This window comes from Bacteroides sp. 519 (genome assembly GCF_010500955.1).
Classification (GTDB): Bacteria; Bacteroidota; Bacteroidia; order Bacteroidales; family Bacteroidaceae; genus Bacteroides.
In genome coordinates, this window is record NZ_QVMJ01000015.1 from 21,559 (window position 1) to 43,839 (window position 22,281).

The 22,281-nt window shown below is 39.0% G+C and carries 22 protein-coding genes and 1 tRNA gene; 15 read left to right on the forward strand and 8 right to left on the reverse strand.

Annotated elements, in window-relative coordinates; all coding sequences use genetic code 11:
- Window positions 1-680 precede the first annotated feature (680 nt).
- The 8 genes from hpt (at window position 681) to D0T85_RS13670 (ending at window position 5,738) form a co-directional block, all read left to right on the forward strand.
- A complete protein-coding gene (hpt, locus tag D0T85_RS13635; protein WP_163214076.1) occupies window positions 681-1,217 on the forward strand; it encodes a hypoxanthine phosphoribosyltransferase in 537 nt (178 codons plus the stop codon).
- A gap of 130 nt (window positions 1,218-1,347) precedes the next feature.
- Window positions 1,348-1,920 carry an adenylate kinase gene (locus D0T85_RS13640; RefSeq protein WP_163214077.1) on the forward strand — a complete coding sequence of 191 codons (573 nt, stop codon included), beginning with the start codon at window positions 1,348-1,350 and terminating at the stop codon, window positions 1,918-1,920.
- 24 nt (window positions 1,921-1,944) lie between these two features.
- Entirely contained in the window at window positions 1,945-2,316 is a 372-nt protein-coding gene (locus tag D0T85_RS13645) for a four helix bundle protein (RefSeq protein WP_163214078.1), read from the forward strand.
- Window positions 2,317-2,359: 43 nt separating this feature from the next.
- Complete coding sequence (obgE, locus tag D0T85_RS13650; protein WP_163214079.1) at window positions 2,360-3,517, forward strand: GTPase ObgE; 1,158 nt, start codon at window positions 2,360-2,362, stop codon at window positions 3,515-3,517.
- Entirely contained in the window at window positions 3,514-4,311 is a 798-nt protein-coding gene (pgeF, locus tag D0T85_RS13655; RefSeq protein ID WP_163214146.1) for a peptidoglycan editing factor PgeF, read from the forward strand. The genes obgE and pgeF overlap by 4 nt, the downstream gene beginning before the upstream one ends.
- A 20-nt stretch (window positions 4,312-4,331) precedes the next feature.
- Window positions 4,332-4,994 (forward strand): B3/4 domain-containing protein, encoded by a 663-nt coding sequence (locus D0T85_RS13660; protein ID WP_163214080.1) that lies wholly within the window; start codon window positions 4,332-4,334, stop codon window positions 4,992-4,994.
- A gap of 69 nt (window positions 4,995-5,063) precedes the next feature.
- Window positions 5,064-5,588, forward strand: coding sequence for a hypothetical protein (locus D0T85_RS13665; RefSeq protein ID WP_163214081.1), 525 nt, complete (start codon window positions 5,064-5,066; stop codon window positions 5,586-5,588).
- A 3-nt stretch (window positions 5,589-5,591) separates the two neighbouring features.
- On the forward strand, window positions 5,592-5,738 hold the full coding sequence (locus D0T85_RS13670; RefSeq protein ID WP_163214082.1) for a hypothetical protein: 147 nt from the start codon (window positions 5,592-5,594) through the stop codon (window positions 5,736-5,738).
- 68 nt (window positions 5,739-5,806) lie between these two features.
- Here D0T85_RS13670 and D0T85_RS13675 read toward each other — a convergent pair whose 3' ends face one another.
- On the reverse strand, window positions 5,807-6,784 hold the full coding sequence (locus D0T85_RS13675) for a lytic transglycosylase domain-containing protein (protein ID WP_163214083.1): 978 nt from the start codon (window positions 6,782-6,784) through the stop codon (window positions 5,807-5,809).
- 185 nt (window positions 6,785-6,969) lie between these two features.
- On the opposite strand from D0T85_RS13675, the gene D0T85_RS13680 reads away from it, so the two are divergent.
- The 4 genes from D0T85_RS13680 (at window position 6,970) to D0T85_RS13695 (ending at window position 11,022) form a co-directional block, all read left to right on the forward strand.
- Window positions 6,970-7,230 (forward strand): GNAT family N-acetyltransferase, encoded by a 261-nt coding sequence (locus tag D0T85_RS13680; protein ID WP_163214084.1) that lies wholly within the window; start codon window positions 6,970-6,972, stop codon window positions 7,228-7,230.
- A 111-nt stretch (window positions 7,231-7,341) separates the two neighbouring features.
- On the forward strand, window positions 7,342-8,181 hold the full coding sequence (locus tag D0T85_RS13685; protein WP_370459970.1) for a DUF3805 domain-containing protein: 840 nt from the start codon (window positions 7,342-7,344) through the stop codon (window positions 8,179-8,181).
- A 142-nt stretch (window positions 8,182-8,323) separates the two neighbouring features.
- Entirely contained in the window at window positions 8,324-10,189 is a 1,866-nt protein-coding gene (gene abc-f / locus D0T85_RS13690) for a ribosomal protection-like ABC-F family protein (protein ID WP_163214086.1), read from the forward strand.
- Entirely contained in the window at window positions 10,186-11,022 is an 837-nt protein-coding gene (locus D0T85_RS13695; RefSeq protein ID WP_163214087.1) for a histidinol-phosphatase, read from the forward strand. Before abc-f ends, D0T85_RS13695 begins: the two co-directional genes overlap by 4 nt.
- Window positions 11,023-11,093: 71 nt before the next feature.
- Here D0T85_RS13695 and D0T85_RS13700 read toward each other — a convergent pair.
- Window positions 11,094-11,164: transfer RNA gene (locus tag D0T85_RS13700), tRNA-Gln, on the reverse strand.
- A gap of 260 nt (window positions 11,165-11,424) precedes the next feature.
- On the opposite strand from D0T85_RS13700, the gene rsfS reads away from it, so the two are divergent.
- Genes rsfS through D0T85_RS13715 form a run of 3 tightly spaced genes read left to right on the forward strand, consistent with a single transcriptional unit; the run spans window position 11,425 to window position 14,649 of the window.
- Complete coding sequence (gene rsfS, locus D0T85_RS13705; protein WP_163214088.1) at window positions 11,425-11,784, forward strand: ribosome silencing factor; 360 nt, start codon at window positions 11,425-11,427, stop codon at window positions 11,782-11,784.
- 8 nt (window positions 11,785-11,792) lie between these two features.
- The gene (gene ftsH, locus D0T85_RS13710; RefSeq protein WP_163214089.1) at window positions 11,793-13,808 is read left to right on the forward strand and encodes an ATP-dependent zinc metalloprotease FtsH; all 2,016 of its coding nucleotides are present in this window, start codon (window positions 11,793-11,795) and stop codon (window positions 13,806-13,808) included.
- Window positions 13,798-14,649 (forward strand): phosphatidate cytidylyltransferase, encoded by an 852-nt coding sequence (locus D0T85_RS13715; RefSeq protein ID WP_163214090.1) that lies wholly within the window; start codon window positions 13,798-13,800, stop codon window positions 14,647-14,649. The genes ftsH and D0T85_RS13715 overlap by 11 nt, the downstream gene beginning before the upstream one ends.
- Before the next feature lie 87 nt (window positions 14,650-14,736).
- On the opposite strand, the gene D0T85_RS13720 is transcribed toward D0T85_RS13715, so the two are convergent.
- From D0T85_RS13720 to kdsA, 6 genes are all read right to left on the reverse strand, one after another.
- Entirely contained in the window at window positions 14,737-15,621 is an 885-nt protein-coding gene (locus tag D0T85_RS13720) for a TraB/GumN family protein (RefSeq protein WP_163214091.1), read from the reverse strand.
- A 60-nt stretch (window positions 15,622-15,681) separates the two neighbouring features.
- The gene (locus D0T85_RS13725) at window positions 15,682-16,203 is read right to left on the reverse strand and encodes a C40 family peptidase (protein WP_163214092.1); all 522 of its coding nucleotides are present in this window, start codon (window positions 16,201-16,203) and stop codon (window positions 15,682-15,684) included.
- On the reverse strand, window positions 16,139-16,909 hold the full coding sequence (locus D0T85_RS13730; RefSeq protein ID WP_163214093.1) for an ABC transporter ATP-binding protein: 771 nt from the start codon (window positions 16,907-16,909) through the stop codon (window positions 16,139-16,141). Before D0T85_RS13730 ends, D0T85_RS13725 begins: the two co-directional genes overlap by 65 nt.
- A 118-nt stretch (window positions 16,910-17,027) precedes the next feature.
- The gene (locus D0T85_RS13735; protein ID WP_163214094.1) at window positions 17,028-18,506 is read right to left on the reverse strand and encodes a DUF5687 family protein; all 1,479 of its coding nucleotides are present in this window, start codon (window positions 18,504-18,506) and stop codon (window positions 17,028-17,030) included.
- Between the two features lie 30 nt (window positions 18,507-18,536).
- A complete protein-coding gene (locus tag D0T85_RS13740; RefSeq protein ID WP_163214095.1) occupies window positions 18,537-21,356 on the reverse strand; it encodes a pitrilysin family protein in 2,820 nt (939 codons plus the stop codon).
- 82 nt (window positions 21,357-21,438) lie between these two features.
- A complete protein-coding gene (gene kdsA, locus D0T85_RS13745; protein WP_163214096.1) occupies window positions 21,439-22,245 on the reverse strand; it encodes a 3-deoxy-8-phosphooctulonate synthase in 807 nt (268 codons plus the stop codon).
- Window positions 22,246-22,281 lie beyond the last annotated feature (36 nt).

The window sequence follows — 22,281 nt, forward strand, 5'->3', positions numbered from 1 at the left end:
TTCGGCGTTGATGAGATTGAGTCTATTCTCCACCCCCAGTCGCTTCGCTTCACTGGGGGTTATTCAAATTTTACCCCAAGGGGTAATTGCTTGTGAACTGCCTGCATTATTCATACTTTGAATCGCAGTATTATAACTCTTTCATCCCGGTAGCATGACCTTTCTCCCGGTAGGATAAACGGTTTTTCCCGGTAGGAGAAAAGCTTTATCCTACCGGGATAAAAGTGCTGTTCAATAACAAGTAAAATATCTTTCTATATAGACCGAGGGGTCAATGCTATATAGATCGAGAGGTCGGTGCTATATAGATCGAAGGCACTCATCTATATAGACCGGAACCCCAATGCTATATAGCTTGCGTAGTACAGGGTTTTCTATCGGAAAGTCCCTACTATTGTTAGAGGTCAAAGCTCAAAATAAAGCGTGTTGAAAGCGTGACGAAATAGTTGTAATAATGTTTCTCAACACGGCATTCAACACGCATTTAACGCATTGTTAATCAATAGAATAAAACCTCCGCGTGTTGAATGACGACAAATTTTGCATTTTAAACTTCTGGGAGGGGAGTTTTGGCTCAAATCAGAATGGTGAGTTCGAAGAAATTACAGAAGATGATGCATGGAGTGAAGTAAAATATAAAATAATTGTTGTACTTTTGCCAATTCTCAACTCATTATTATATGATTAAGATAAAAGATAAAACATTTACTATCTCTATACCACAAGAGACAATTCAAAAAGAAGTTAGCCGTGTTGCAGCAGAAATTAATCATGATTTGGCTGGTAAAAATCCTCTGTTTCTAAGTGTATTGAATGGCGCTTTTATGTTTACTTCCGATTTAATGAAACAAATCACCATTCCTTGTGAAATATCGTTTGTGAAGTTGGCTTCGTACCAAGGAGTTTCGTCATCGGGTGTAATTAAAGAGGTTATTGGTATTAACGAAGACATATCAAACCGTACTATTGTTATAGTTGAAGATATTGTGGATACCGGATTTACAATGCAACGCCTGCTCGAAACATTAGGCACCCGCCAACCAAAAGAAATAAAAATAGCCTCGTTACTGGTAAAACCCGATAAACTGGAAGTTGACATTAAGGTTGACTATGTAGCACTAAATATTCCCAACGACTTTATTGTTGGTTACGGACTTGATTATGACGGATATGGCAGAAACTATCCGGATATTTATACGATAGTAGCTAGTAGATAGTAGTAGTTAGTAGCTAGTAGTTAGTAGCTAGTAGGACCATGCGGCATTGTTACTACTTACTATCTACTAACTACTATCTACTAACTACTAACTACTAACTACTAACTACTAACAAAAAACTCAAATATATATGCTTAATATTGTAATTTTTGGTGCTCCCGGATCAGGTAAGGGAACACAAAGTGAAAGAATAGTTGAACGATTCGGACTGAATCATATATCAACAGGTGATGTTTTACGTGCGGAAATCAAGAATGGAACCGAACTGGGTAAATTAGCCAAATCATACATTGATGAAGGCCAGCTTATCCCCGACGATTTGATGATAAACATTCTTGCTGATGTATTAGACAGCTTCAAAGATAGTAAAGGAGTTATTTTTGATGGTTTCCCCCGAACAATAAACCAGGCTGAAGAGCTAAAAAAAATGTTAGCTGCCCGTGGTCAGGAAATTACCCTGATGCTTGATTTAAATGTTCCGGAGGAAGAACTTGTAGAACGACTTATTAACAGAGGTAAAAGCTCAGGTCGTGCTGATGATAACGAAGAAACAATTCGCAAACGTCTGGATGTTTATTATTCACAAACTTGTCCACTGATTGATTGGTATAAAGTAGAAGGTAAATATTGCCTTATCGAAGGACAAGGCGAAATGAATAAGATCACTGAGATGATTTGCGAACAAATAAATATTTTAAAGTAGTTAGTAGCTAGTAGTTAGTAGCAGATGTGTACAACTTCATTTGAAAATTTGTTGGTATGGCAAAAAGCTCATACTTATGTGCTGATGGTGTATAATATTACAAAAAAATATCCAAAGGAAGAAATGTTTGGCCTAAGCAATCAAATGAGACGCGCTGCTGCTTCAATAACTGCAAATATAGCTGAAGGATTTGTGAGAGCAGGTAAAAAAGAAAAACTTCGTTTTTATAATATATCATTAGGGTCTTTAGAAGAAACTAAGAACTTCATAATATTGTCCAGAGATTTAGGATATATTACACCTGATGAGAAAAATGAACTCTATAGTATTGCTAATGAGGTAGGAAAGCTTCTTAATTCATATAGCAATGGACTTTTACGCTCAATGAATGTCTAACTATCTACTATCTACTAACTACTATCTACTAACTACTAAAACAATGGCTGAATCGAATTTTGTTGATTATGTGAAGATCTATTGCCGCTCAGGAAAGGGTGGGAGAGGCTCTACTCACATGCGGCGTGAGAAATACACCCCTAAAGGCGGACCGGATGGTGGTGATGGCGGAAGAGGCGGAAACGTGATACTACGCGGTAACCGCAATTACTGGACATTGCTCCATCTGAAATACGAACGACATGTATTTGCCGGTCACGGCGAATCGGGCAGTAGTAGCCGCAGCTTCGGTAAAGATGGGGCCGACAAAATAATAGAAGTACCCTGTGGAACAGTAGTATACAATGCCGAAACCGGAGAATACGTTTGCGACGTAACCGAACACGAGCAAGAAGTTGTATTACTTAAAGGAGGACGTGGAGGATTGGGAAACTGGCATTTCCGCACAGCAACCCGTCAGGCACCCAGGTTTGCACAACCGGGTGAACCGATGCAGGAAATGACCGTTATTATGGAACTTAAACTGCTTGCCGATGTTGGTTTGGTTGGTTTTCCTAATGCCGGAAAATCTACTTTGCTATCTGCGGTATCGGCAGCTAAGCCCAAGATTGCCGACTATCCTTTTACAACTCTTGAACCCAACTTGGGTATTGTTTCCTATCGCGATGGAAAATCCTTTGTAATGGCCGATATCCCCGGGATTATTGAAGGAGCCAGCGAGGGTAAAGGGCTGGGGCTACGTTTCTTACGACACATTGAACGGAACTCCTTATTGCTTTTTATGGTTCCTGCCGATAGCGATGATATTCATAAAGAGTACGATATATTACTGAACGAGTTGAAAACATTCAACCCCGAAATGTTGGATAAACAACGGGTGCTTGCCATAACAAAAAGTGATATGCTTGATCAGGAATTGATGGATGAAATAGAACCAACCTTGCCGATAGGAATTCCTCACATATTTATTTCTTCGGTAACCGGATATGGTATCTCTGTTCTAAAAGATATTCTTTGGGAAGAACTCAATAAAGAAAGTAATAAAATAGAAACTCTTGTACATCGTGCTAAAGATGTAGGTCATTTAAAAGATGAACTAAGGGCTCAGGGAGAAGATGAAGACTTCAACTATGAGTATGAAGACGATGAAGAAGACGATGATTTTGATTACGAATACGAAGAAGATTGGGACGAAGAATGATTCCGTTAACTAACGATAAAAGAATGTTGGGATATGAGCTGTTAAATAGCTATCCCAACATTTCTCATTTTGTAACTACACGCTTAGGAGGGTGTAGCAAAGGCAATTACGCATCTTTTAATTGCACCCATTACACAGGCGACGATTTAGAAGATGTATACCAAAATCAACAGCTTTTGATTGACTCACTGGCATGTCGACCTTCAAAACTGGTAATCCCCCGTCAGACTCACAATACAGAAGTACGTATAATAACATCGCCAGTCGATTATACCGATGAAGCTCTGCAAGGAGTTGATGCCCTTATAACCAACCAACCTGGCTATTGTTTGTGTATATCAACTGCCGACTGTATTCCAGTATTATTGTATGATTATAAAGAGAATGTTGTAGCCGCAATCCATGCAGGTTGGCGTGGAACAGTAGAAGGAATTGTAGCAAAAACACTGCAACTTATGCAACAAACCTATCACTCGGCAGGCGAGAATATAATTGCTTGTATTGGTCCGGGTATATCTGTAGCATCTTTCGAGGTAGGTAATGAGGTTTATGAAGCCTTTCAAAAGAAAGGATTTGATATGAATAAGGTTGCACAATTTAATCAACACACCAAGAAATATCACATTGATTTATGGGAAGCAAACAGGATGCAGTTGAAAGACTTCGGCATTCCGGATTCCCAAATAGAGTGTGCAGAAATTTGTACCTACCATGAACACAATCTTTTCTTCTCAGCCCGAAGACTGGGAATCCATTCCGGTCGAATATTATCAGGCATAATGATAAACTCCTAATTCCTAATTCTTAATTTTTAATGTTTACCCTATCAGTATCACAAGAAATAAAGAACGCTTGCCCCATATTTGCAGGGGCTGCAGTGTATGCATCTGTAACAAACTCACAATACAACGAAAATCTCTGGCAAGAAATAAATGCGTTTACAGCCGAATTGTTGAATACTTCGACAATCGATAATATAAAGTTGAATCCGGCCATAGCCGCCACCCGTGAGGTATATAAGAAATTAGGTAAAGATCCAGGACGTTATCGTCCATCGGCAGAGGCATTGCGTCGTCGTTTATTGCGTAATATTCCTTTGTATCAAATAGATACACTTGTTGATCTTATCAATTTGGTTTCCTTACGAACCGGATACTCCATAGGTGGTTTCGATGCCGATAAAATACAAGGCACCCAACTTCAATTAGGGGTAGGAAAAGCCAACGAACCATTCGAAGCCATTGGCCGGGGAATATTAAATATTGAAGGGTTACCTGTTTATCGCGATTCAATTGGAGGGATAGGAACACCTACCAGCGATGAAGAACGAACCAAAATGAATATTGAAACCACCCATATTTTAGCTATAATCAATGGATACAGCGGTGAAGCAGGATTAAAAGATGCTGCCGAAATGATAAGGGAGTTACTTGTTAAGTATGTAGCCTCGGATGGGGGAGAGGTGATGTTGTTTTAGGTAATAATCGCACTGTGGCTGATATTAGGAAGATTTTTTGTTTTTGATTTCTTTTTTGTATCTTTATCAATGAAAATGAAAGAAATGGGTCTTGATTTTATAATAGATAAAATAACAGATTGTATTGAACACAGATTAACTGGAGATAAAATAATTACAGATGTTTCTTCTGTAACTAAGGATGACTTGAAAAGTGTTTTAAAAAAGAATGGTTGGAGTTTTAATTGGAGAAAGGAGTTTGATGAAGTATTGAAACACGTCTACAAGTTGACAATAGCTGGAGATTCAACTATACAAGGTTTAATTTGTTTTTCAGTTGAAGAAGATCATGTTTATATGCATTTGTTGGAAAGTGCTCCTTCAAATAGAGGTGATAACCGGATTTTTTTTGGTGTTGCAGCGAATTTAGTTGCTTTTGCATGTAAATATTCCTATGAACAGGGATTTGAGGGTTGTATTGCTTTTACTGCTAAAACAAAACTGATTGAACATTATGAGAAATCGTTAGGTGCTATTCATATTGGTCACCATCGGATGCTGATTGAAATGGAAGCTGCTGAAAAGTTGATTGAGAAATATTTTAAAAAAGATTGAATTATGAATACGGAATTATTGGAAAGAATCGATTATATTGATGGTAGGAATGTAACTAAGGAAGACATTCAGGCTATTAGTGATTACATTCGTAACAAGAAGAAAATAAGAGGTAAAAAAAATACCCTAAAGAATGCAGATAAAAAATGAGATAAATACAATAATCGCACTGTGGCAGTGCAAAAAACTTAATATTTACACTGCCACAGTGTGATTTCTTAATTCACCACCCAATCCCTATTATGCGGAACAGTTTCCTCCGGATTATAATACATTCCGCTTTGTTGAGGAATCAATAAAGTGTAGCTTCGTCCACTTCTGTTTTCTAAAGAATTAGTTCGTAACCAAGGGTTAGCATCTTTTAATTGAGCATAAGTAATTCCCTTCGATTTGGCAAACGCAGCTAAATCGCCAATAGGTACATTAACTGTAACCTCCTCGTAGGGAATAGGCGGATATAATTGTTCCCTTCTCAACATAAAACCATATTGTTGTGGATGTTCTAATACTTGCTTAGCAGCAAATATCCGGAACATATAACGTGATGTTTCTTCAACCAACCACAAATCCATAGCGTTCTCTGCCAACTGATTACGTAATTCACCCGAAATTCTTCCTTTGCCTGCATTGTACGAAGCAGCAACCGTAACCCAGTCGCCATACAAAGCATACGCCTCTTTTAAATAGCGGCATGCAGCATTGGTCGATTTAACAATGTGATACCGCTCGTCAACATTTGTATTTACCTCCAAACCGTTCTCACGGCCAGTAGCCTGCATAAACTGCCATAATCCTGCTGCTCCCGCACCCGAACGTGCCAAAGTATTGAGATTACTTTCAATAACCATCAGGTATTTAAAATCATCAGGAATTCCGTTTGCACGTAAAAGTGGTTCAATTACAGGAAAGAAACGGTTGGCGCGTTTAATTAAAAGAGTAGTAGTAGAGTGCATATATGTAAAAGCATTCAACTCCCTGTCCATTCTTTCCCGACGATCGTAACGGGTAAGATCAACCTCCTGTCCGGCAAAGTTTACACTTGCTGGTATAACAGGCGATACTACAGCATAAGGTAATTCCGATTTTTCTGGTTCTTGTTGCTTAGGCTTCATGTAACTGCTTACAACTAGTGGAGTTATTCCTATAAAAGCACCACAAAGAAGGATAAAAGTTATATTGGTAAGTTTCTTTTTCATAATTCATACTTTGATTTCTTTGCAAAGTAAACAATTTCTTGTGGTAAAAGATGAATTGGTTTAGATTATTTAATGTCAATGTATCAATAAGATAATAAACAACTTTGGATTTCCCTTTGTTATTAAAAGAAGTGACTGCTTGTCACAGTAGAAAACAATTTGCGTAACTTTAATAATTGAATGAAATGGATTATCAAATTGATCACAACCCAGAACGTAACCTGTTTACAACAGAAGTAGATGGACGAACGGCCTTTGTACAGTATGCCATTCACAATGGTTGTTTGGATGTTCTCCACACCATTGTACCCGGTCCAATTGAAGGCAGAGGAATAGCATCTGCACTATGCCAAGCTGCTTATGATTATGCCAAAGAAAATAACTTAACCCCTCAGGCAACTTGTTCTTACGCAGTGGCATGGCTTAAACGTCATTCGGTATCATAATGTGATAACGCTTCTTGCAGTTACTCCTTTCATTCTTGAATATGAATAAGGCAGGCTAAATAAATTCTTGTATATTTGTTGGCTGAAAGAAAAAAAAGACTTATGACAAAAATATCCGGCAAGAAATTTATATCCCCAGGTGCATGGTTTTCCTTGGTCTATCCTTTAGATTGGGGTGAATTTGAAGACACCGAAAGTAGCTTCCTTTTTTATAATCCCAATGTATGGAGCGGCAATTTCAGAATATCAGCTTTTAAAAAAGATGCTGGTTTACGTGATGCCGCATTCTTTGGAAAAGAATCAATCAACGCCGAATTAAAAGGCAATCCTTCCGCTTCTCTGGTGCGAATAGGTAATCTGGAATGTGCATATAGCAAGGAAATGTTTCAGGAAGATAATGTTTTCTATGTGAATCATTTATGGATTACTGGTATTGATAATGTAGCCTTTGAATGTAGTTTCACTGTTCCAAAAGGAGGCAAAATAACCGAGGCCGAAACAATAATATCTGCACTCGAAATACGAAAGGACGGAGAGAAATATCCGGCAGAAATAATTCCGATTCGTGTTTCGGAAATAAGTGAGGTAGACGAAGGGTATAACTTAACTGCATCGCTGGTAAAGCAAATGCAGAAAAAAGATTTTCAGGGTATAGAAGAAGATCTATCAAAAATACAACAGATTATAGACAGCGATTCTATCAAACCTAAACAAAAAGACACATGGCTTGCTCTGGGTATTGCCGTATGTGTTATACTTACCAACGAAATTGAGGGTTTTGAATGGATGACACTCATTGACGGCAACCGCGAAGCACCTATACTGCAATATACTAAAAACGGAACAACAATTGACCCAATGAAGTTGGTATGGAGCAAAGTCAAAGCCGGGAACTCTGTAAATGTTACAGAGGAATATAAAACGATAATAGGTTTAGTAGCTAGTAGTTAGTAGCTAGTAGCTAGTAGCTATGCAGTATCGTTCTATCTACTAACACTATCTACTACTAACTACTAACTACTAGCTACTATCTACTAACTACTAACTACTATCTACTAACTACTATCTACTAACTACTAACTACTAACAAAAAATGGTAAGTTATTTACAGGTTGAAAACCTCACAAAATCGTTTGGCGATCTTGTACTATTTCAAAATATATCCTTTGGCATAGCCGAAGGTCAACGCGTGGGACTCATAGCCAAGAACGGTGCTGGGAAAACCACTCTATTAAGCATATTGTCCGGAAAAGAAGGATACGATAGCGGGCGAATAACCTTCCGCCGCGATCTGCGGATAAGTATCCTCGAACAAAACCCAGTATATCCCGAAGAACTGACTGTACTCGAAGCCTGTTTTTATCATGGGAATCCGGTAACCGAATTGATAAAGGAGTACGAAGCATGTATGGCAACCGAAGGCAACCCGGGGATAGACGAAATACTTGCCCGCATGGAGCAAGAAAAAGCCTGGGATTACGAAAGAAAGGCCAAGCAGGTACTTACCCAGTTGAAAATACGTGATTTCAATCAAAAGATAAAACACCTATCGGGTGGACAGTTGAAACGTGTTGCGCTGGCCAATGCCCTGATTGTAGAACCGGATCTTCTTATTCTCGATGAGCCTACTAACCACCTCGATCTGGATATGATTGAATGGTTGGAAGAATATCTGCAACGAACCAACATCTGTTTACTGATGGTTACCCACGACCGTTATTTCTTAGATAGAGTTTGTTCCGAAATAATGGAAATTGATAACCGCCAGATTTATCAGTACAAAGGTAATTATAGCTACTATCTGGAAAAAAGACAAGAACGGGTAGATGCAATGAACACCGAAATAACCCGCGCCAACAACCTTTACCGTACCGAACTGGAATGGATGCGACGAATGCCACAAGCCCGCGGACATAAAGCCAAATACCGGGAAGATGCATTTTATGATCTTGAAAAGGTAGCCAAACAACGTATTGACAACAGCAATGTTCAGCTTAATGTAAAAGCATCTTATATCGGTTCGAAAATATTCGAAGCCGAGCATCTGTATAAAAGTTACGACGATTTGAAGATATTGGATGATTTCTCGTACATCTTTGCCCGTTACGAAAAGATGGGTATTGTAGGAAACAACGGTACTGGGAAATCAACTTTTATTAAAATATTGTTGGGAGAAGTGCCTTTGGATAGTGGAACCATCGAGATTGGCGAAACCGTAAGATTTGGATACTACTCGCAAGACGGACTACAGTTCGACGAACAGATGAAAGTGATTGATGTTGTACAGGATATTGCCGAGTATGTTGAGCTGGGTAATGGCAAACAACTTACCGCCTCACAGTTTCTGCAACATTTCCTTTTCACCCCCGAAAGTCAGCACAGTTATGTATATAAACTGAGTGGAGGAGAGCGTCGGCGTTTGTACCTATGTACCATATTGATGCGCAACCCCAACTTCCTGATTCTGGATGAGCCTACCAACGACCTCGACATAGTTACCCTGAACATTCTTGAAGAATACCTGCAAAATTACAAAGGGTGTGTTATGGTTGTTTCGCACGACAGGTATTTTATGGATAAGGTGGTCGATCATCTTCTGGTATTTAATGGGCAGGGCGATATCCGCGATTTCCCCGGTAATTATTCCGATTACAGGGATTGGAAATCTGCAAACGAACAGAAAGAAAAGGAAGCGGCAAAGCCCAAAGAAGAAAAAAAACAAAGAGTTCGTACAGATGAAAAACGAAGGATGAGCTTCAAGGAAAAAAGAGAATTTGAACAACTTGAAACAGAAATAGCCACACTCGAAGAAGAGAAAAGACAATTGGAAGAAGCATTGTGTAGCGGTTCTCTTTCGGTAGATGAACTAACCGAGAAATCGAAAAGATTACCCATTATTACCGATTTAATTGATGAGAAAACCATGAGATGGTTGGAATTAAGCGAAATAGAATCATGAATTTAACCAACTACCATAGCCATTGCTCCTTCTGCGACGGGCGTGCTCCGTTAGAGGATTTTATAAAGGAAGCAATCAGGCAGAATTTCACATCTTACGGAATCTCATCGCATGCACCATTGCCTTTTCCTACCCATTGGACTATGGAACAGGAAGACCTACCTGCTTATCTGGAAGAATGTTTCCGGTTGAGGGAACAATATAAGGAACAAATTGAGTTGTATGTAGGTCTGGAAATTGATTATTTAAACAATGATAGCAATCCGTCTATTGCCCGATTTACGGAGTTACCTCTGGATTACCGGATAGGTTCGGTTCATCTTTTATATGATAAGAAAGATGAGATAGTAGACATTGATTGTTCTACCAACAAGTATGCTCAAATAGTAAATGATCATTTTGATGGAGATATCAAATATATAGTAAATCTATACTACGAGCGTTTATTGAGAATGATAGAACTTGGTGGCTTCGACATTGTGGGTCATGCCGACAAGATGCACTATAATGCTTCTGTATATCATCCGGGATTGTTGGATGAGGCTTGGTATAATTCCTTGATGCTTCACTACTTCCGCACCATAGCTTCTAAAGGCTATATGGTAGAAATAAATACCAAAGCATTTCTGGAGAAAGGAGTGTTCTTTCCCAACGAACGATATTTTACATTGCTGAAAGAACTGGATATACCTGTTTTGGTAAATAGTGATGCACACTTCCCTGAAAAGATTAATAGTGGTCGGCCCGAAGCATTGTTGGCTTTGAAAAAAGCTGGGTTTACGCATGTAATGGAGTTGCATCGGGGTAAGTGGGAAAAGACATCCTTAATTTAAATATCGGGCATGATTTTACACAAAACAAAAACGCGAAACCATTCTTTTAAACAGTTTCGCGTTTTCTTTTGTTGGGCTACCAGGATTCGAACCTGGAAAGTCAGGACCAGAATCTGAAGTGTTACCATTACACCATAGCCCAAGCTTTTCGGGTGTAAAGATACAACTATTTTGAATATTCCAAATACTTTTCTCAAAATTTTCTCCTTAAAACTAAAAGGTCGTTAACTTAATTTAGCTACTAAAAAACACAAATTAGTGAATAGAATTTCATCATAACTTTTCCCAAATAATAATTAGGTGTATATTTGTGGATTAATTGCATTTTCGGAGAGGAACAAAAGAATCAAAAGTTTTGTTATAATCGAAACTGGGATGAAGTATTAATTATTAAATAAATAAATGAACGATACACAGAATTTAATAGCAAAAATTACAGAAGGAATTCAAGAGAAAAAAGGAAAAAATATAGTTATTGCAGATTTAACAAGTATTGGCGATACAGTATGCAAATACTTTATTATATGCCAAGGAAATACACCAAGCCAAGTTGGAGCAATAGTAGACTCTGTGAAAGAAACAGCTCGGGAAGGAGCCAATGTTAAACCCATTTCTATTGACGGATTACGAAATGCAGAATGGGTAGCTATGGACTATGCCGATGTATGGGTACATGTTTTTTTACCCGAAATTAGAGAATACTACAACCTGGAAACTTTGTGGGCCGATGCTAAGCTGACAAAAATACCTGATATTGATTAATATAGAATATGGAAAAGGACAACAACAATAAAGTTCCTAACAATAAACCAAACGGCAAAGTAAATCTACCAAAGTTCAATCTGAACTGGATGTATATGATTATTGCTGTAATGTTATTAGGATTGTACCTGACAAACGAAAGCGGATCAATGATCAAAAGCGTTTCGTACGACGAATTTCAGAACTATGTTCAGAGTGGTTATGTAAACAAGATTATTGGATACGATGATAGCTCTGTTGATGTTTACATCAAACCCGAACATGTTAAAGATGTCTTCAAATTAGACTCGACAAAAGCTGGTAAACACCCAATGGTAGTTACTGAAGCACCCTCAAGAGAGAAACTGGACGAATTTATTGAACAACAAAAGTTTACCAATAAATTCGATGGTAAGGTTACTTACGATAAGAAGAAAGATTATCTGAGTGCTGTTCTCTGGAATATTCTTCCTTTTGCGTTCCTTATTGGTTTATGGATATTCTTCATGCGCCGTATGAGTGGCGGTGGAGGCGGTGGAGGTGCCGGTGTATTTAGCGTAGGCAAATCCAAAGCTACACTTTTTGAAAAAGGTGGTGCAAACAGAGTAACATTCAAAGATGTTGCCGGATTGGCAGAAGCCAAACAGGAGGTAGAAGAAATTGTTGAATTTCTAAAAGAACCACAGAAGTATACCGATCTGGGAGGTAAAATACCCAAAGGAGCTTTGTTGGTTGGCCCTCCGGGAACAGGTAAAACATTGTTGGCTAAAGCTGTAGCCGGCGAGGCTAATGTACCTTTCTTCTCACTGGCAGGATCAGACTTCGTTGAAATGTTTGTTGGTGTTGGTGCATCACGTGTACGTGACTTGTTCAAGCAAGCCAAAGAAAAAGCACCCTGTATTGTATTTATCGATGAGATTGATGCAGTGGGTCGCGCCCGTGGAAAGAACCCAAGCATGGGCGGAAACGATGAACGCGAAAATACGCTTAATCAGTTGTTGACTGAGATGGATGGTTTCGGATCGAACAGTGGTGTAATTATTCTTGCTGCTACCAACCGTGTAGATGTATTGGATAAAGCCTTACTGCGTGCCGGACGTTTCGACCGTCAGATACATGTAGACCTGCCCGACCTGAATGAAAGAAAAGAAGTATTTGGCGTTCACCTACGCCCTATTAAGATAGATAACTCTGTTGATGTTGACTTACTTGCACGTCAAACTCCGGGATTCTCGGGAGCCGACATTGCCAATGTATGTAACGAAGCTGCTTTGATTGCTGCCCGTAACGGTAAAAAGTTTGTGGGTAAACAAGACTTCCTCGATGCGGTTGACCGTATTATAGGTGGTTTGGAAAAGAAAAGCAAGATTACAACAGAAGCCGAACGGCGCGCAATAGCCTTGCACGAAGCAGGTCATGCCAGCTTATCGTGGTTACTTGAGCATGCCAATCCGCTGATTAAAGTTACCATTGTGCCCCGCGGACGTGCTTTGGGTGCTGCTTGGTATTTACCGGAAGAACGTCAGATTACTACCAAAGAACAAATGTTGGATGAAATGTGTGCTACATTAGGTGGCCGTGCAGCCGAAGATTTGTTTATAGGCAGAATCTCAACCGGAGCAATGAACGACCTTGAACGTGTTACTAAACAAGCTTTCGGTATGACAGCCTATCTGGGTATGAGCGACAGACTTCCAAACCTTTGCTATTACAGCAATGACGAATATTCTTTCAGCAAACCATATAGCGAAAAAACTGCAGAGATTATTGATGAAGAAGTAAAACGCATCGTAAACGAACAATACGACCGGGCTAAACAAATCTTATCCGATCATAAAGAAGAACATGGAGAACTGGCCCAATTACTGATTGAAAAAGAAGTAATCTTTGCCGAAGATGTGGAAAGAATCTTTGGTAAACGTCCTTGGGCTTCGCGTTCGGAAGAGATTATGGCTTACGAACAGCAAAACAAAGGCCCTGTTGAAACAGTAGAACCTTCTACTGAGGAAGTGGAAGAAAAAGCAGGTACCGAGGATGAAAAGTAATTTTATAACAAGAGCCATCACAGGACTATTGTTTGTAGTAGTCCTGGTTGGTTGTATGGTTTACGACAGGATTTCTTTCTCTGTTCTGTTTGCCATCATCAGTGCACTTTCTGTTTATGAGTTTGCCCACCTGATAAACACTACCGGCAAAGCACAGATAAATCCGTTTATCAATATGCTTGGAGCTGTTTGTTTGTTTATTGCTTTCTCGGGTTTCTGTACCAATATGATGGGTCCGGTAATCTTTATTCCCTACCTGATTATTTTAATGTATCTGCTTATCAGTGAATTGTATCTTAAAAAGGAGCAACCTATTGAGGCATGGGCTTATTCCATGCTTGCACAAGTATATATTGCACTGCCCTTTGCATTACTCAATGTGTTGGCTTATCAGTATCAACCTGTTACTAGCGAAACAATTGCAGTTATCTACAATTACCCATTGCCTCTTGCTGTATTTGTTTTCATCTGGTTGAGTGATACGGGTGCATATTGTGTAGGTTCACTGATTGGTAAGCACAGACTTTTCGAACGTATATCACCTAAGAAATCATGGGAGGGATCAATAGGAGGAGCTGTATTTGCAATTGCTTCTGCTTTTGTTTTTGCTCATTTCTACCCCTTTATGACAAATATTCAATGGGCCGGGTTGGCTGTAGTAGTTGTAATATTCGGCACATGGGGAGACTTAACAGAATCACTGCTTAAACGTCAGCTTGGTGTGAAAGATTCAGGTAAGATGCTACCAGGACATGGCGGTATGCTTGATCGCTTTGATAGTTCGTTAATGGCTATTCCGGCGGCGGTGGTTTATCTGTATGTACTAAATGGTTTTAACTAATTAATTAGAACACAGAGACACGGAGACACAGAGTTTTTAATAAATCTCTGTGTCTCCGTGTCTCTTTATTCCGAATCTTCATTGGTGTTATTTCACAGGCTCAACACTGTATCCTTGTTTTCTCAACAGATTAATAAATCCTTTTTCGCCAGGCAGATGTCCTGCACCTACAACAACGAAGGCAGATCCTGCTTTAATCTTTTCTGGAAAAACTTCGGCCCAATGAATATTACGGTTATCTAGAAGTAGCTCTATCTCTCCGGGAAGAGGATCGCAATTATTACCTTCTTTTTTTTGCATAATATTATATAGCGCATCAATATCCTGCGTCAGATATGCATTTGTTAATATATTGGTTTCTTCAATAAGTTTATCCACATTATTTAAAGCACATACCAACAGTTCTGTTTGACGTTGTAAAGATTGTCCGTCGAACAGCATACCAAATTGAAACTCCATTGTTTCAAAACCATCAATGTTTTTATTCTGTTCGGCACCTATTTGTTGCAAATAAGTGTCTAATTGTTGTTGCGGATTAAAATTGGGCATGCTTTTCATTGCCAGAACTATAGCTATGTTATTGGTAATAAAAGCAGGTTTGAGTTTGGAAGCCATTTCAATATCTATCATCAGATTCTCTTGGGTGAACTTATTCACCATTTCAAACTCTTCGGGTGTAAGTAACGTTTTTAAGGTTGTGTCGCTGGCAATGATCATGTACTTCTGCATAATGCCTATGGTTTCAGGCGATGTCATGTCTGCCATAATTACTTCACCTATAACCTGTGTACTTTCGTTGAATGCTTGTTGAAAGCCACTAATACTGTCGATAATACTTATTGGGGCCAGGTGATGGGTACCAAAGATATAGGAAGGTTCTTCTATTCCGTTTCCTGTAACTTTCCATAATAACTGCGCATTGGCAGTAATCGCCAAACAAGCGATTAATATAAAACTAAAAATCTTTTTCATGTTTATAATCTTTTTTTGAACACAAAGACACAGTACCTCTGTGTTCTAAATTTAAAAAAATTAGTTAACTCTTCCTCCCCTTATCCAATACTTCTTGTAATAGGCTTCATTGAGTTTACTAACTATTACTCCTTTACTGCTACTGGCATGAACAAACTTGCCGTCTTTCAGATAGATTCCTACATGGGCTACTTGTTTCTTCGAGTTCTTGCTTGAGAAGAAAACCAAATCACCTTCTTGCAGCTTTCTTTTGGAAACTTTGGTAGACTGCTTCATCTGTTCTGTAGTATTTCGTTTCAATTTGGTATCGAAAACAGTACTATAGATATTCAATGTTAATCCGGAGCAATCTACACCGCTTTTGGTTGTTCCTCCAATACGATAAGGAACCCCCAACCAACCGGCCGACTCAAGGTAAAGATTGTGGTTATCTTTAAACTCAATGTCAATATCAAGTTTAATGGCGGCATTTGCAAGTGCCGGATAGTTTAAGGCAGGAGGTTTGGTTCCACAAGAACTAACACTCGTTACCAGTACTATGATCAATATCAGGTTCTGGAGCAGCTGGCATTGTTTCTTCATAATCTATATCAACATTAAAATACATTTCCAGTTCTTGCTCTGCCGAGTTGTTTTCATTCATTATATCACGGATAATTCTACCATGTTCAAGCAGAGCAATTCGCGGACAAACATCGACTGTATGATTCAGGTTATGACTGGATATCAATACCGTAGCATTGGTATCGTCATTGTATTTCTTCAGCAAACTTTTTATAATAGATTGCGAACTGGGATCCAGGAAATTGAATGGTTCATCCAGTATTAACAATCGTGGCTGATGAAGCATTGCCGAAATAATACCAATCTTTTGTTTGTTTCCGGCTGAAAAGTTACGAATAAATTTCTTTTGTCCAATAACTTCTCCATTCATAAATCTTTCGAAAGGCACTAAACGGCTGTCTACCTCTTCCTTGGGCAATCCGTACATCTTGCCAATAAAATAAAAGTATTCTTCAGGAGTAAGATAATCAATAAGGAAGCCATCATCTATAAAAGCACCTGTAAAGTTTTTCCAGTCCTCGCTTTTGCTAACATCTATTCCTTCAATGGTAACAAAACCATTTTCAGCTTTAAGCAAATCAAGAATCAACCGGAAAAGTGTAGTTTTACCTGCACCGTTATTTCCAACAAGCCCTATCATATCACCTTGTGCTATTTGGTACGAATCTATGTCGACCGCTTTCTTCTCTCCGAAAAATTTCTGTAAATTATCTATCGTAATCATTGTTTTGAGTATTGAGTTTTGAGTATTGAGTTTTGAGTGATGAGTGATGAGTTATGAGTTATGAGTTATGAGTACGATTCCGCATGGTACTCAAAACTCAAAACTCATCACTCACTACTCATTTCGTATCTCTGAATCCTTCCATATTTACATATCTGCGTTTCATGAAACGGTTGTATATGTTTTTAATCCATAAATGTGCTGTAAAGGTAAAGCCGATGCCTATTGCCATAAGTATCCATTGCCCGATTACTTCGCCACAAAGAGCGTTTAATGAAAAATAAAAAAGCATTGGAACACCAAAAGCAGCCGAAGCAACCAGGCTTTGAAAACCGGTTCCCGATGCCTGTCTACCTGTAATTCCTTCGTTAAGAGGAACTGTTTTATTATTGTAAACCGCAAGCTGAAATAACATGCAGTAAACAAATCCGGTAGTAAAAAAGGTCAGTGCAGCAGCTGTTAGCAATGCTATTTTTCCCATAATCATTGCCGGGATTAATAACACAAAAGGAACCAATACCAGTATACTGTAAAAATAGTATTTGGCCCTAAGAAGGTTATAAATAGATTCTTTACGGGTCATTAGGCCATCCAAATAGTTACCTTCGAAACCCATTATTTGGGTAAGAAGTACAGTTCCGAATGCCACAAAGCTATATACAGCAATAAAACTTCTCATAAAATTCCCGTCGTACGCTTCGGTAAAGCTGAGAATACAAGAGAACAGAACAACTACAATTGCAATGGAACGCAAAGATGATTTGCAACGTTTGTTACGAAACAACATTTTAAGTTCTAAACGGAAGTATTCACCTATTTCGCCATAGCGTTCAAGGAACTTGTATTCGGATACATTCTTTACTTTAGTGTCTTCAACCCGGTTTACTTCCGAGTAAACCAAGCCCGACATTACCCAGCGGTTAATAAACCACATACAGGCTATGGCAGCAATTACTCCAAGATGTGCCAGCAAATTACCACTGATAAATGCACTACCCAGATGCATGCTGAATGTACTGATAGGATTACCGAGTGTAAACTCAACAACTCCTAATACTGCATAAACTGCTATTGGCAATAATATCCACCAGATTTTTTCGCTCAAGAGTGTTCGACAAAGTAAATACCAGTAGTTATTAAACAGCATTAACAGGTAAATACCCAAACAATAGGTAAAAACTCCTGTAAACCAGTAATAACGGGTAACGGTGAAAAGAGCAAATGGTACAAATAAGAAAAGCCATAAGCAATTAAATCCACTCATTCCGGAGCGAAGCAACAGGAAATCAAGCAGCCGGTTTCTCTTAATAGGGAGCAACAAATAGGGCTTCATTTCCTGTGTAGGGGTTTTCTGAAAAGGAAATCGTATAAGAAAATCCAGAACCAGAAAAATCATAAGTCCTTTGTTTAGTAAGTCGTAGGCTTCAATAGCACCACCATCCATTGCAAAGGCAAAGAATGTACCAAAAAATATCAAGTAGCCTAGCCAAAATATCGCCATGAAGTATCCGAAGATCTTTCCGAACTTGTTCTTTTCATACATCGGGTGACGCTTATTGGCAAGCTTACCTTGTTTGCGTAATTCGTTAAAAAGCATGTTATCGAATTATGAGTTATAAATTATGAATTATTTCTCCGGACTAATCATAGACACTTCGAGTATATTGTTTTGTCCAAACAATTCGGAAGCAAAGTCTTTTAGATCTTTAATTGTGATACCTTTAACTACATTTTCGAAGTTTGCCGAAGTATCTACTTTTGTGTCCAGATACTCGTTGATAACTCTCAGCCAGTAACCGTTTTCTTTGAGGTTCTCGCTATAGCTTTTCAACATGTGTTCTTTCACTTTATCCAGATTAAGTTGCGATGGTCCGTTGGTGCTCAGGTCTTTAATGCCTTTGAAGATTAATTCCATTAATTTATCTTTCTTGCCTGGGTCGGTATCAAAAGCGATCTGGAATTTAAATTCCTCAGCAGGATATTTTTCGAGTGCACTACCTACATTTACACCATAAGTACCTCCTTCTTCTTCTCTTACTGTTTCGGTATATACAAGGTCGAGAATCTGATCGAGCATACTTAGTTTAACCATGTTTTCGCTGGTATATGAACATATACCACTATACATCAGGATGATAGATGCTTTGGCGGTTTCCTGTTCTTTGATGAACTCGTTTTTATGTACTCCTGTGCGCAGTCTTATTCCGGTGTCCATAAATGTTTCTTCTCTTCCGGTTGTTGGTAAAGAAGCAATGTATTCTTCAACAAATGGTTTAATCTCTTCCAGATTAATATTGCCTACAAAAACAAATGTAAAGTCGCCTGCATCCATATAACGGTTTTTGTATATGGATAGAATTTTGTCGTAATCAATATTATCGAGCAAATCAGGTTTCATGCGTTTAATTCTTGGATGCTTTCCATAGAATGTACCGTATATTGAATCCGAGAAAGTTGTCATTGGGTTAAGTTCCTGATTTTGCAAAGCAGCTTTTGTACGGGTAATATACGAATTGTAGGCATCCATATCCTTGCGTGGAGCAGTAAATCGAAGATAAGTTAGCTCCATCATGGTTTCAAAATCTTTGGGAGAACAGCTACCTGTAACAGTTTCTGTGCGGTTGCCAACAGCAGCGTTTACCCATGCCTTTTTACCTGCCAGCATTTTTTCTAGTTCTACCTGACTAAAGTTACCAAGTCCACCAAGACCTGCAACAGAGTTGAGAACCATAATATTATCTATTTCGGAATCCGGATACAACGAAGTACCACCAAAGCTCACTGCTTTCATTTGAATTTCATCGGCCTTAAAGTCGGTGGGTTTAATGATAACTCTTACGCCATTCGAAAGTGTCCAGTTAATAGTACCAAAACGTGCATCGTGTATCTCGGATTCAACTTTTCCCGGAACAGGTTTCTCTGCAATTAATGGCTCATCAGATACCTTATCCTCGTAAGCAGTAAGTTCTTCGGCTTCAATATCTTTCATTATTTTAAGCAAAGCGTCCTCTGTTGGATAAACCAGCCCTTCTTTATCAGCACCAAATATGCTGATTACTTTGTTATGGTCAGAAATCAGTGTAGGAAGTATCTGGTTGATAACCTCTACCGGGATGTTGGGTGCCAACTGATTCATAATGTTATACTCGTTTTCTAAACCGGGTATGGGCTCGTTTTCCAAGTAGTGTTTAATATACTCTTGTGCAAAGTAGTCGTTCTTTTTCTTTTCGCGTTCGTTATATTCCGATTCCAGGTAACGAAGATATTCTGCACGGGCACGAAGATATTCCGATTCGGTGAATCCAAATCTGCGGGCACGTTCTATTTCACGGTATAGTGCCGAAAAGCCTTCTTCTATAGCATCTTCCTTGCAATTGACCACTCCTGTAAAAGCATCTTTTGTTTTAGCAATGAAATATTCCTGGTCTGCTGCTCCCGAATAAATAAAGGGAGGATTGGGAGCCTGCATAAACTCGTACAAACGTGTATTAAGCATGGTGGCTATTGCATATTTGGCATACGACATTACCAGATAATCAAGATTTCCCTTTTGCTCATCCGGAATAGCTTCGTGTTTATTGAAGAAATACAACAATACGTTTGGTTGTTCTTTGTCTTTCTCGATCACAATAATCGGTTCCTGATTATCGGGTACTGGGTAGTAAACACGTTCGGCTGCATTGGGCTGTGCAGGAATATCGGCAAACATAGACTTAATTTTGTTTTCAATATCGTCTACATTAATATCACCAACAACAATTACTGCTTGTAAATCCGGGCGGTACCATTTCTCATAATAATCTCTTAATACCTGAGGTTTGAAGTTATTAACCACTTCCATGTTTCCTATTGGTAAGCAGTCGGCATATTTGGTTCCGGCATACATTTTGGGTAATGCTCTTTCCATCATACGTTCCATACCATCGCGGTAGGTGCGCCACTCTTCGGTGATAACTCCACGCTCTTTATCAATCTCAACAGGATCGAGTGTAAGATCGTTTGCCCAATCGTGAAGAATTAATAAACATGAATCGACAGCCCCTTGGCGTGAAGCAGGAACATCGGATATGCGGTATGTGGTTTCTTCTATGCTTGTTCCGGCATTCAGGTTATAACCAAAACGTACTCCTATAGTTTCGAGGTATTGCTTAAGTCTGTCGCCTGGGAAATGGGTGGTTCCGTTAAAACTCATGTGTTCAAGGAAGTGAGCCAATCCGCGTTGGTTTTCTTCTTCAAGAATAGAACCGGCTTTCATCGCTAGATGAAAGTCAACCCTATCTTCAGGAAGGGCATTTTTACGGATATAATAAGTTAAGCCATTGTCTAGTTTGCCAATGCGCACATTGGGATCAACCGGAATAGGAGGCATTTGTTGAGCAAAAGTGACATGGAGGTTGCTGCAAATAATAAGTGCGGCAATGAATAACTTTTTCATTAATAGATTCATATTTTATGAGGTTTAATTTCTTTTGTAGATAAGTCGTTGTAATAAACAAAAAAATCACAGATGTCTGTGATTTTTTAAATTTTCAATTAATAGCTTCTCGTATTCGGACTAGTTTGGTAAGCAATCCTTCCAGTAAATCAAGCTTCAGCATATTGGCACCATCGCTTTTGGCAATCGTTGGATCTTCATGGGTTTCGATAAACAATCCGTCGACTCCTACAGCAACACCAGCTTTGGCAACAGTTTCAATAAGTTGAGGCATGCCGCCTGTAACCCCACTGGTTTGGTTGGGTTGTTGCAGAGAATGGGTAACATCCAGAATCACCGGATAACCAAATGTTTGCATTTCGGGAATTCCTCTGTAATCTACTACCAAATCTGTATATCCGAAAGTTGTACCGCGTTCGGTTACCATAACATTCGGGTTTCCGGCTTCAACAACTTTATCTACTGCAAACTGCATAGCCATTGGCGACAAGAACTGTCCTTTTTTGATATTCACTATCTTACCTGTTTGGGCAGCAGCAACCAGAATATCGGTTTGCCTGCACAGGAATGCGGGTATTTGTAACACATCTACATATTCGGCAGCCATTGCAGCTTCTTGTGCGTTGTGTATATCTGTAACGGTAGGCACCCCGAAAGTATCATGTACCTTCTTTAGTATTTTCAACGCCTTCTCGTCTCCTATTCCGGTAAACGAATCCAAGCGAGAGCGGTTCGCTTTACGATAAGAACCTTTAAATACATAAGGTATCCGTAGCTTATCGGTTATAGTCACAATTCGTTCGGCTATACGCATAGCCATATCTTCGCCTTCAATAACACACGGGCCGGCTAACAGAAAGAAGTTACCAGAGTTGCTGTGCTTTAAATCTTTTATATTCATAATTTTAGTAGTTAGTAGTTAGTAGTTAGTAGCTAG

Bases quoted from the DNA above. Each gene is read 5' to 3' on its own strand.
- D0T85_RS13670 (WP_163214082.1), top strand. From the start codon at position 5,592: ATGAATACGGAATTATTGGAAAGAATCGATTATATTGATGGTAGGAAT.
- D0T85_RS13735 (WP_163214094.1), bottom strand. From the start codon at position 18,506: ATGCTTTTTAACGAATTACGCAAACAAGGTAAGCTTGCCAATAAGCGT.
- hpt (WP_163214076.1), top strand. From the start codon at position 681: ATGATTAAGATAAAAGATAAAACATTTACTATCTCTATACCACAAGAG.
- kdsA (WP_163214096.1), bottom strand. From the start codon at position 22,245: ATGAATATAAAAGATTTAAAGCACAGCAACTCTGGTAACTTCTTTCTG.
- obgE (WP_163214079.1), top strand. From the start codon at position 2,360: ATGGCTGAATCGAATTTTGTTGATTATGTGAAGATCTATTGCCGCTCA.
- D0T85_RS13665 (WP_163214081.1), top strand. From the start codon at position 5,064: ATGAAAATGAAAGAAATGGGTCTTGATTTTATAATAGATAAAATAACA.
- abc-f (WP_163214086.1), top strand. From the start codon at position 8,324: ATGGTAAGTTATTTACAGGTTGAAAACCTCACAAAATCGTTTGGCGAT.
- rsfS (WP_163214088.1), top strand. From the start codon at position 11,425: ATGAACGATACACAGAATTTAATAGCAAAAATTACAGAAGGAATTCAA.
- D0T85_RS13675 (WP_163214083.1), bottom strand. From the start codon at position 6,784: ATGAAAAAGAAACTTACCAATATAACTTTTATCCTTCTTTGTGGTGCT.
- D0T85_RS13715 (WP_163214090.1), top strand. From the start codon at position 13,798: ATGAAAAGTAATTTTATAACAAGAGCCATCACAGGACTATTGTTTGTA.
- D0T85_RS13645 (WP_163214078.1), top strand. From the start codon at position 1,945: ATGTGTACAACTTCATTTGAAAATTTGTTGGTATGGCAAAAAGCTCAT.
- D0T85_RS13740 (WP_163214095.1), bottom strand. From the start codon at position 21,356: ATGAATCTATTAATGAAAAAGTTATTCATTGCCGCACTTATTATTTGC.
- D0T85_RS13660 (WP_163214080.1), top strand. From the start codon at position 4,332: ATGTTTACCCTATCAGTATCACAAGAAATAAAGAACGCTTGCCCCATA.
- D0T85_RS13730 (WP_163214093.1), bottom strand. From the start codon at position 16,909: ATGATTACGATAGATAATTTACAGAAATTTTTCGGAGAGAAGAAAGCG.
- D0T85_RS13720 (WP_163214091.1), bottom strand. From the start codon at position 15,621: ATGAAAAAGATTTTTAGTTTTATATTAATCGCTTGTTTGGCGATTACT.
- pgeF (WP_163214146.1), top strand. From the start codon at position 3,514: ATGATTCCGTTAACTAACGATAAAAGAATGTTGGGATATGAGCTGTTA.
- D0T85_RS13695 (WP_163214087.1), top strand. From the start codon at position 10,186: ATGAATTTAACCAACTACCATAGCCATTGCTCCTTCTGCGACGGGCGT.
- D0T85_RS13725 (WP_163214092.1), bottom strand. From the start codon at position 16,203: ATGAAGAAACAATGCCAGCTGCTCCAGAACCTGATATTGATCATAGTA.
- D0T85_RS13680 (WP_163214084.1), top strand. From the start codon at position 6,970: ATGGATTATCAAATTGATCACAACCCAGAACGTAACCTGTTTACAACA.
- ftsH (WP_163214089.1), top strand. From the start codon at position 11,793: ATGGAAAAGGACAACAACAATAAAGTTCCTAACAATAAACCAAACGGC.
- D0T85_RS13640 (WP_163214077.1), top strand. From the start codon at position 1,348: ATGCTTAATATTGTAATTTTTGGTGCTCCCGGATCAGGTAAGGGAACA.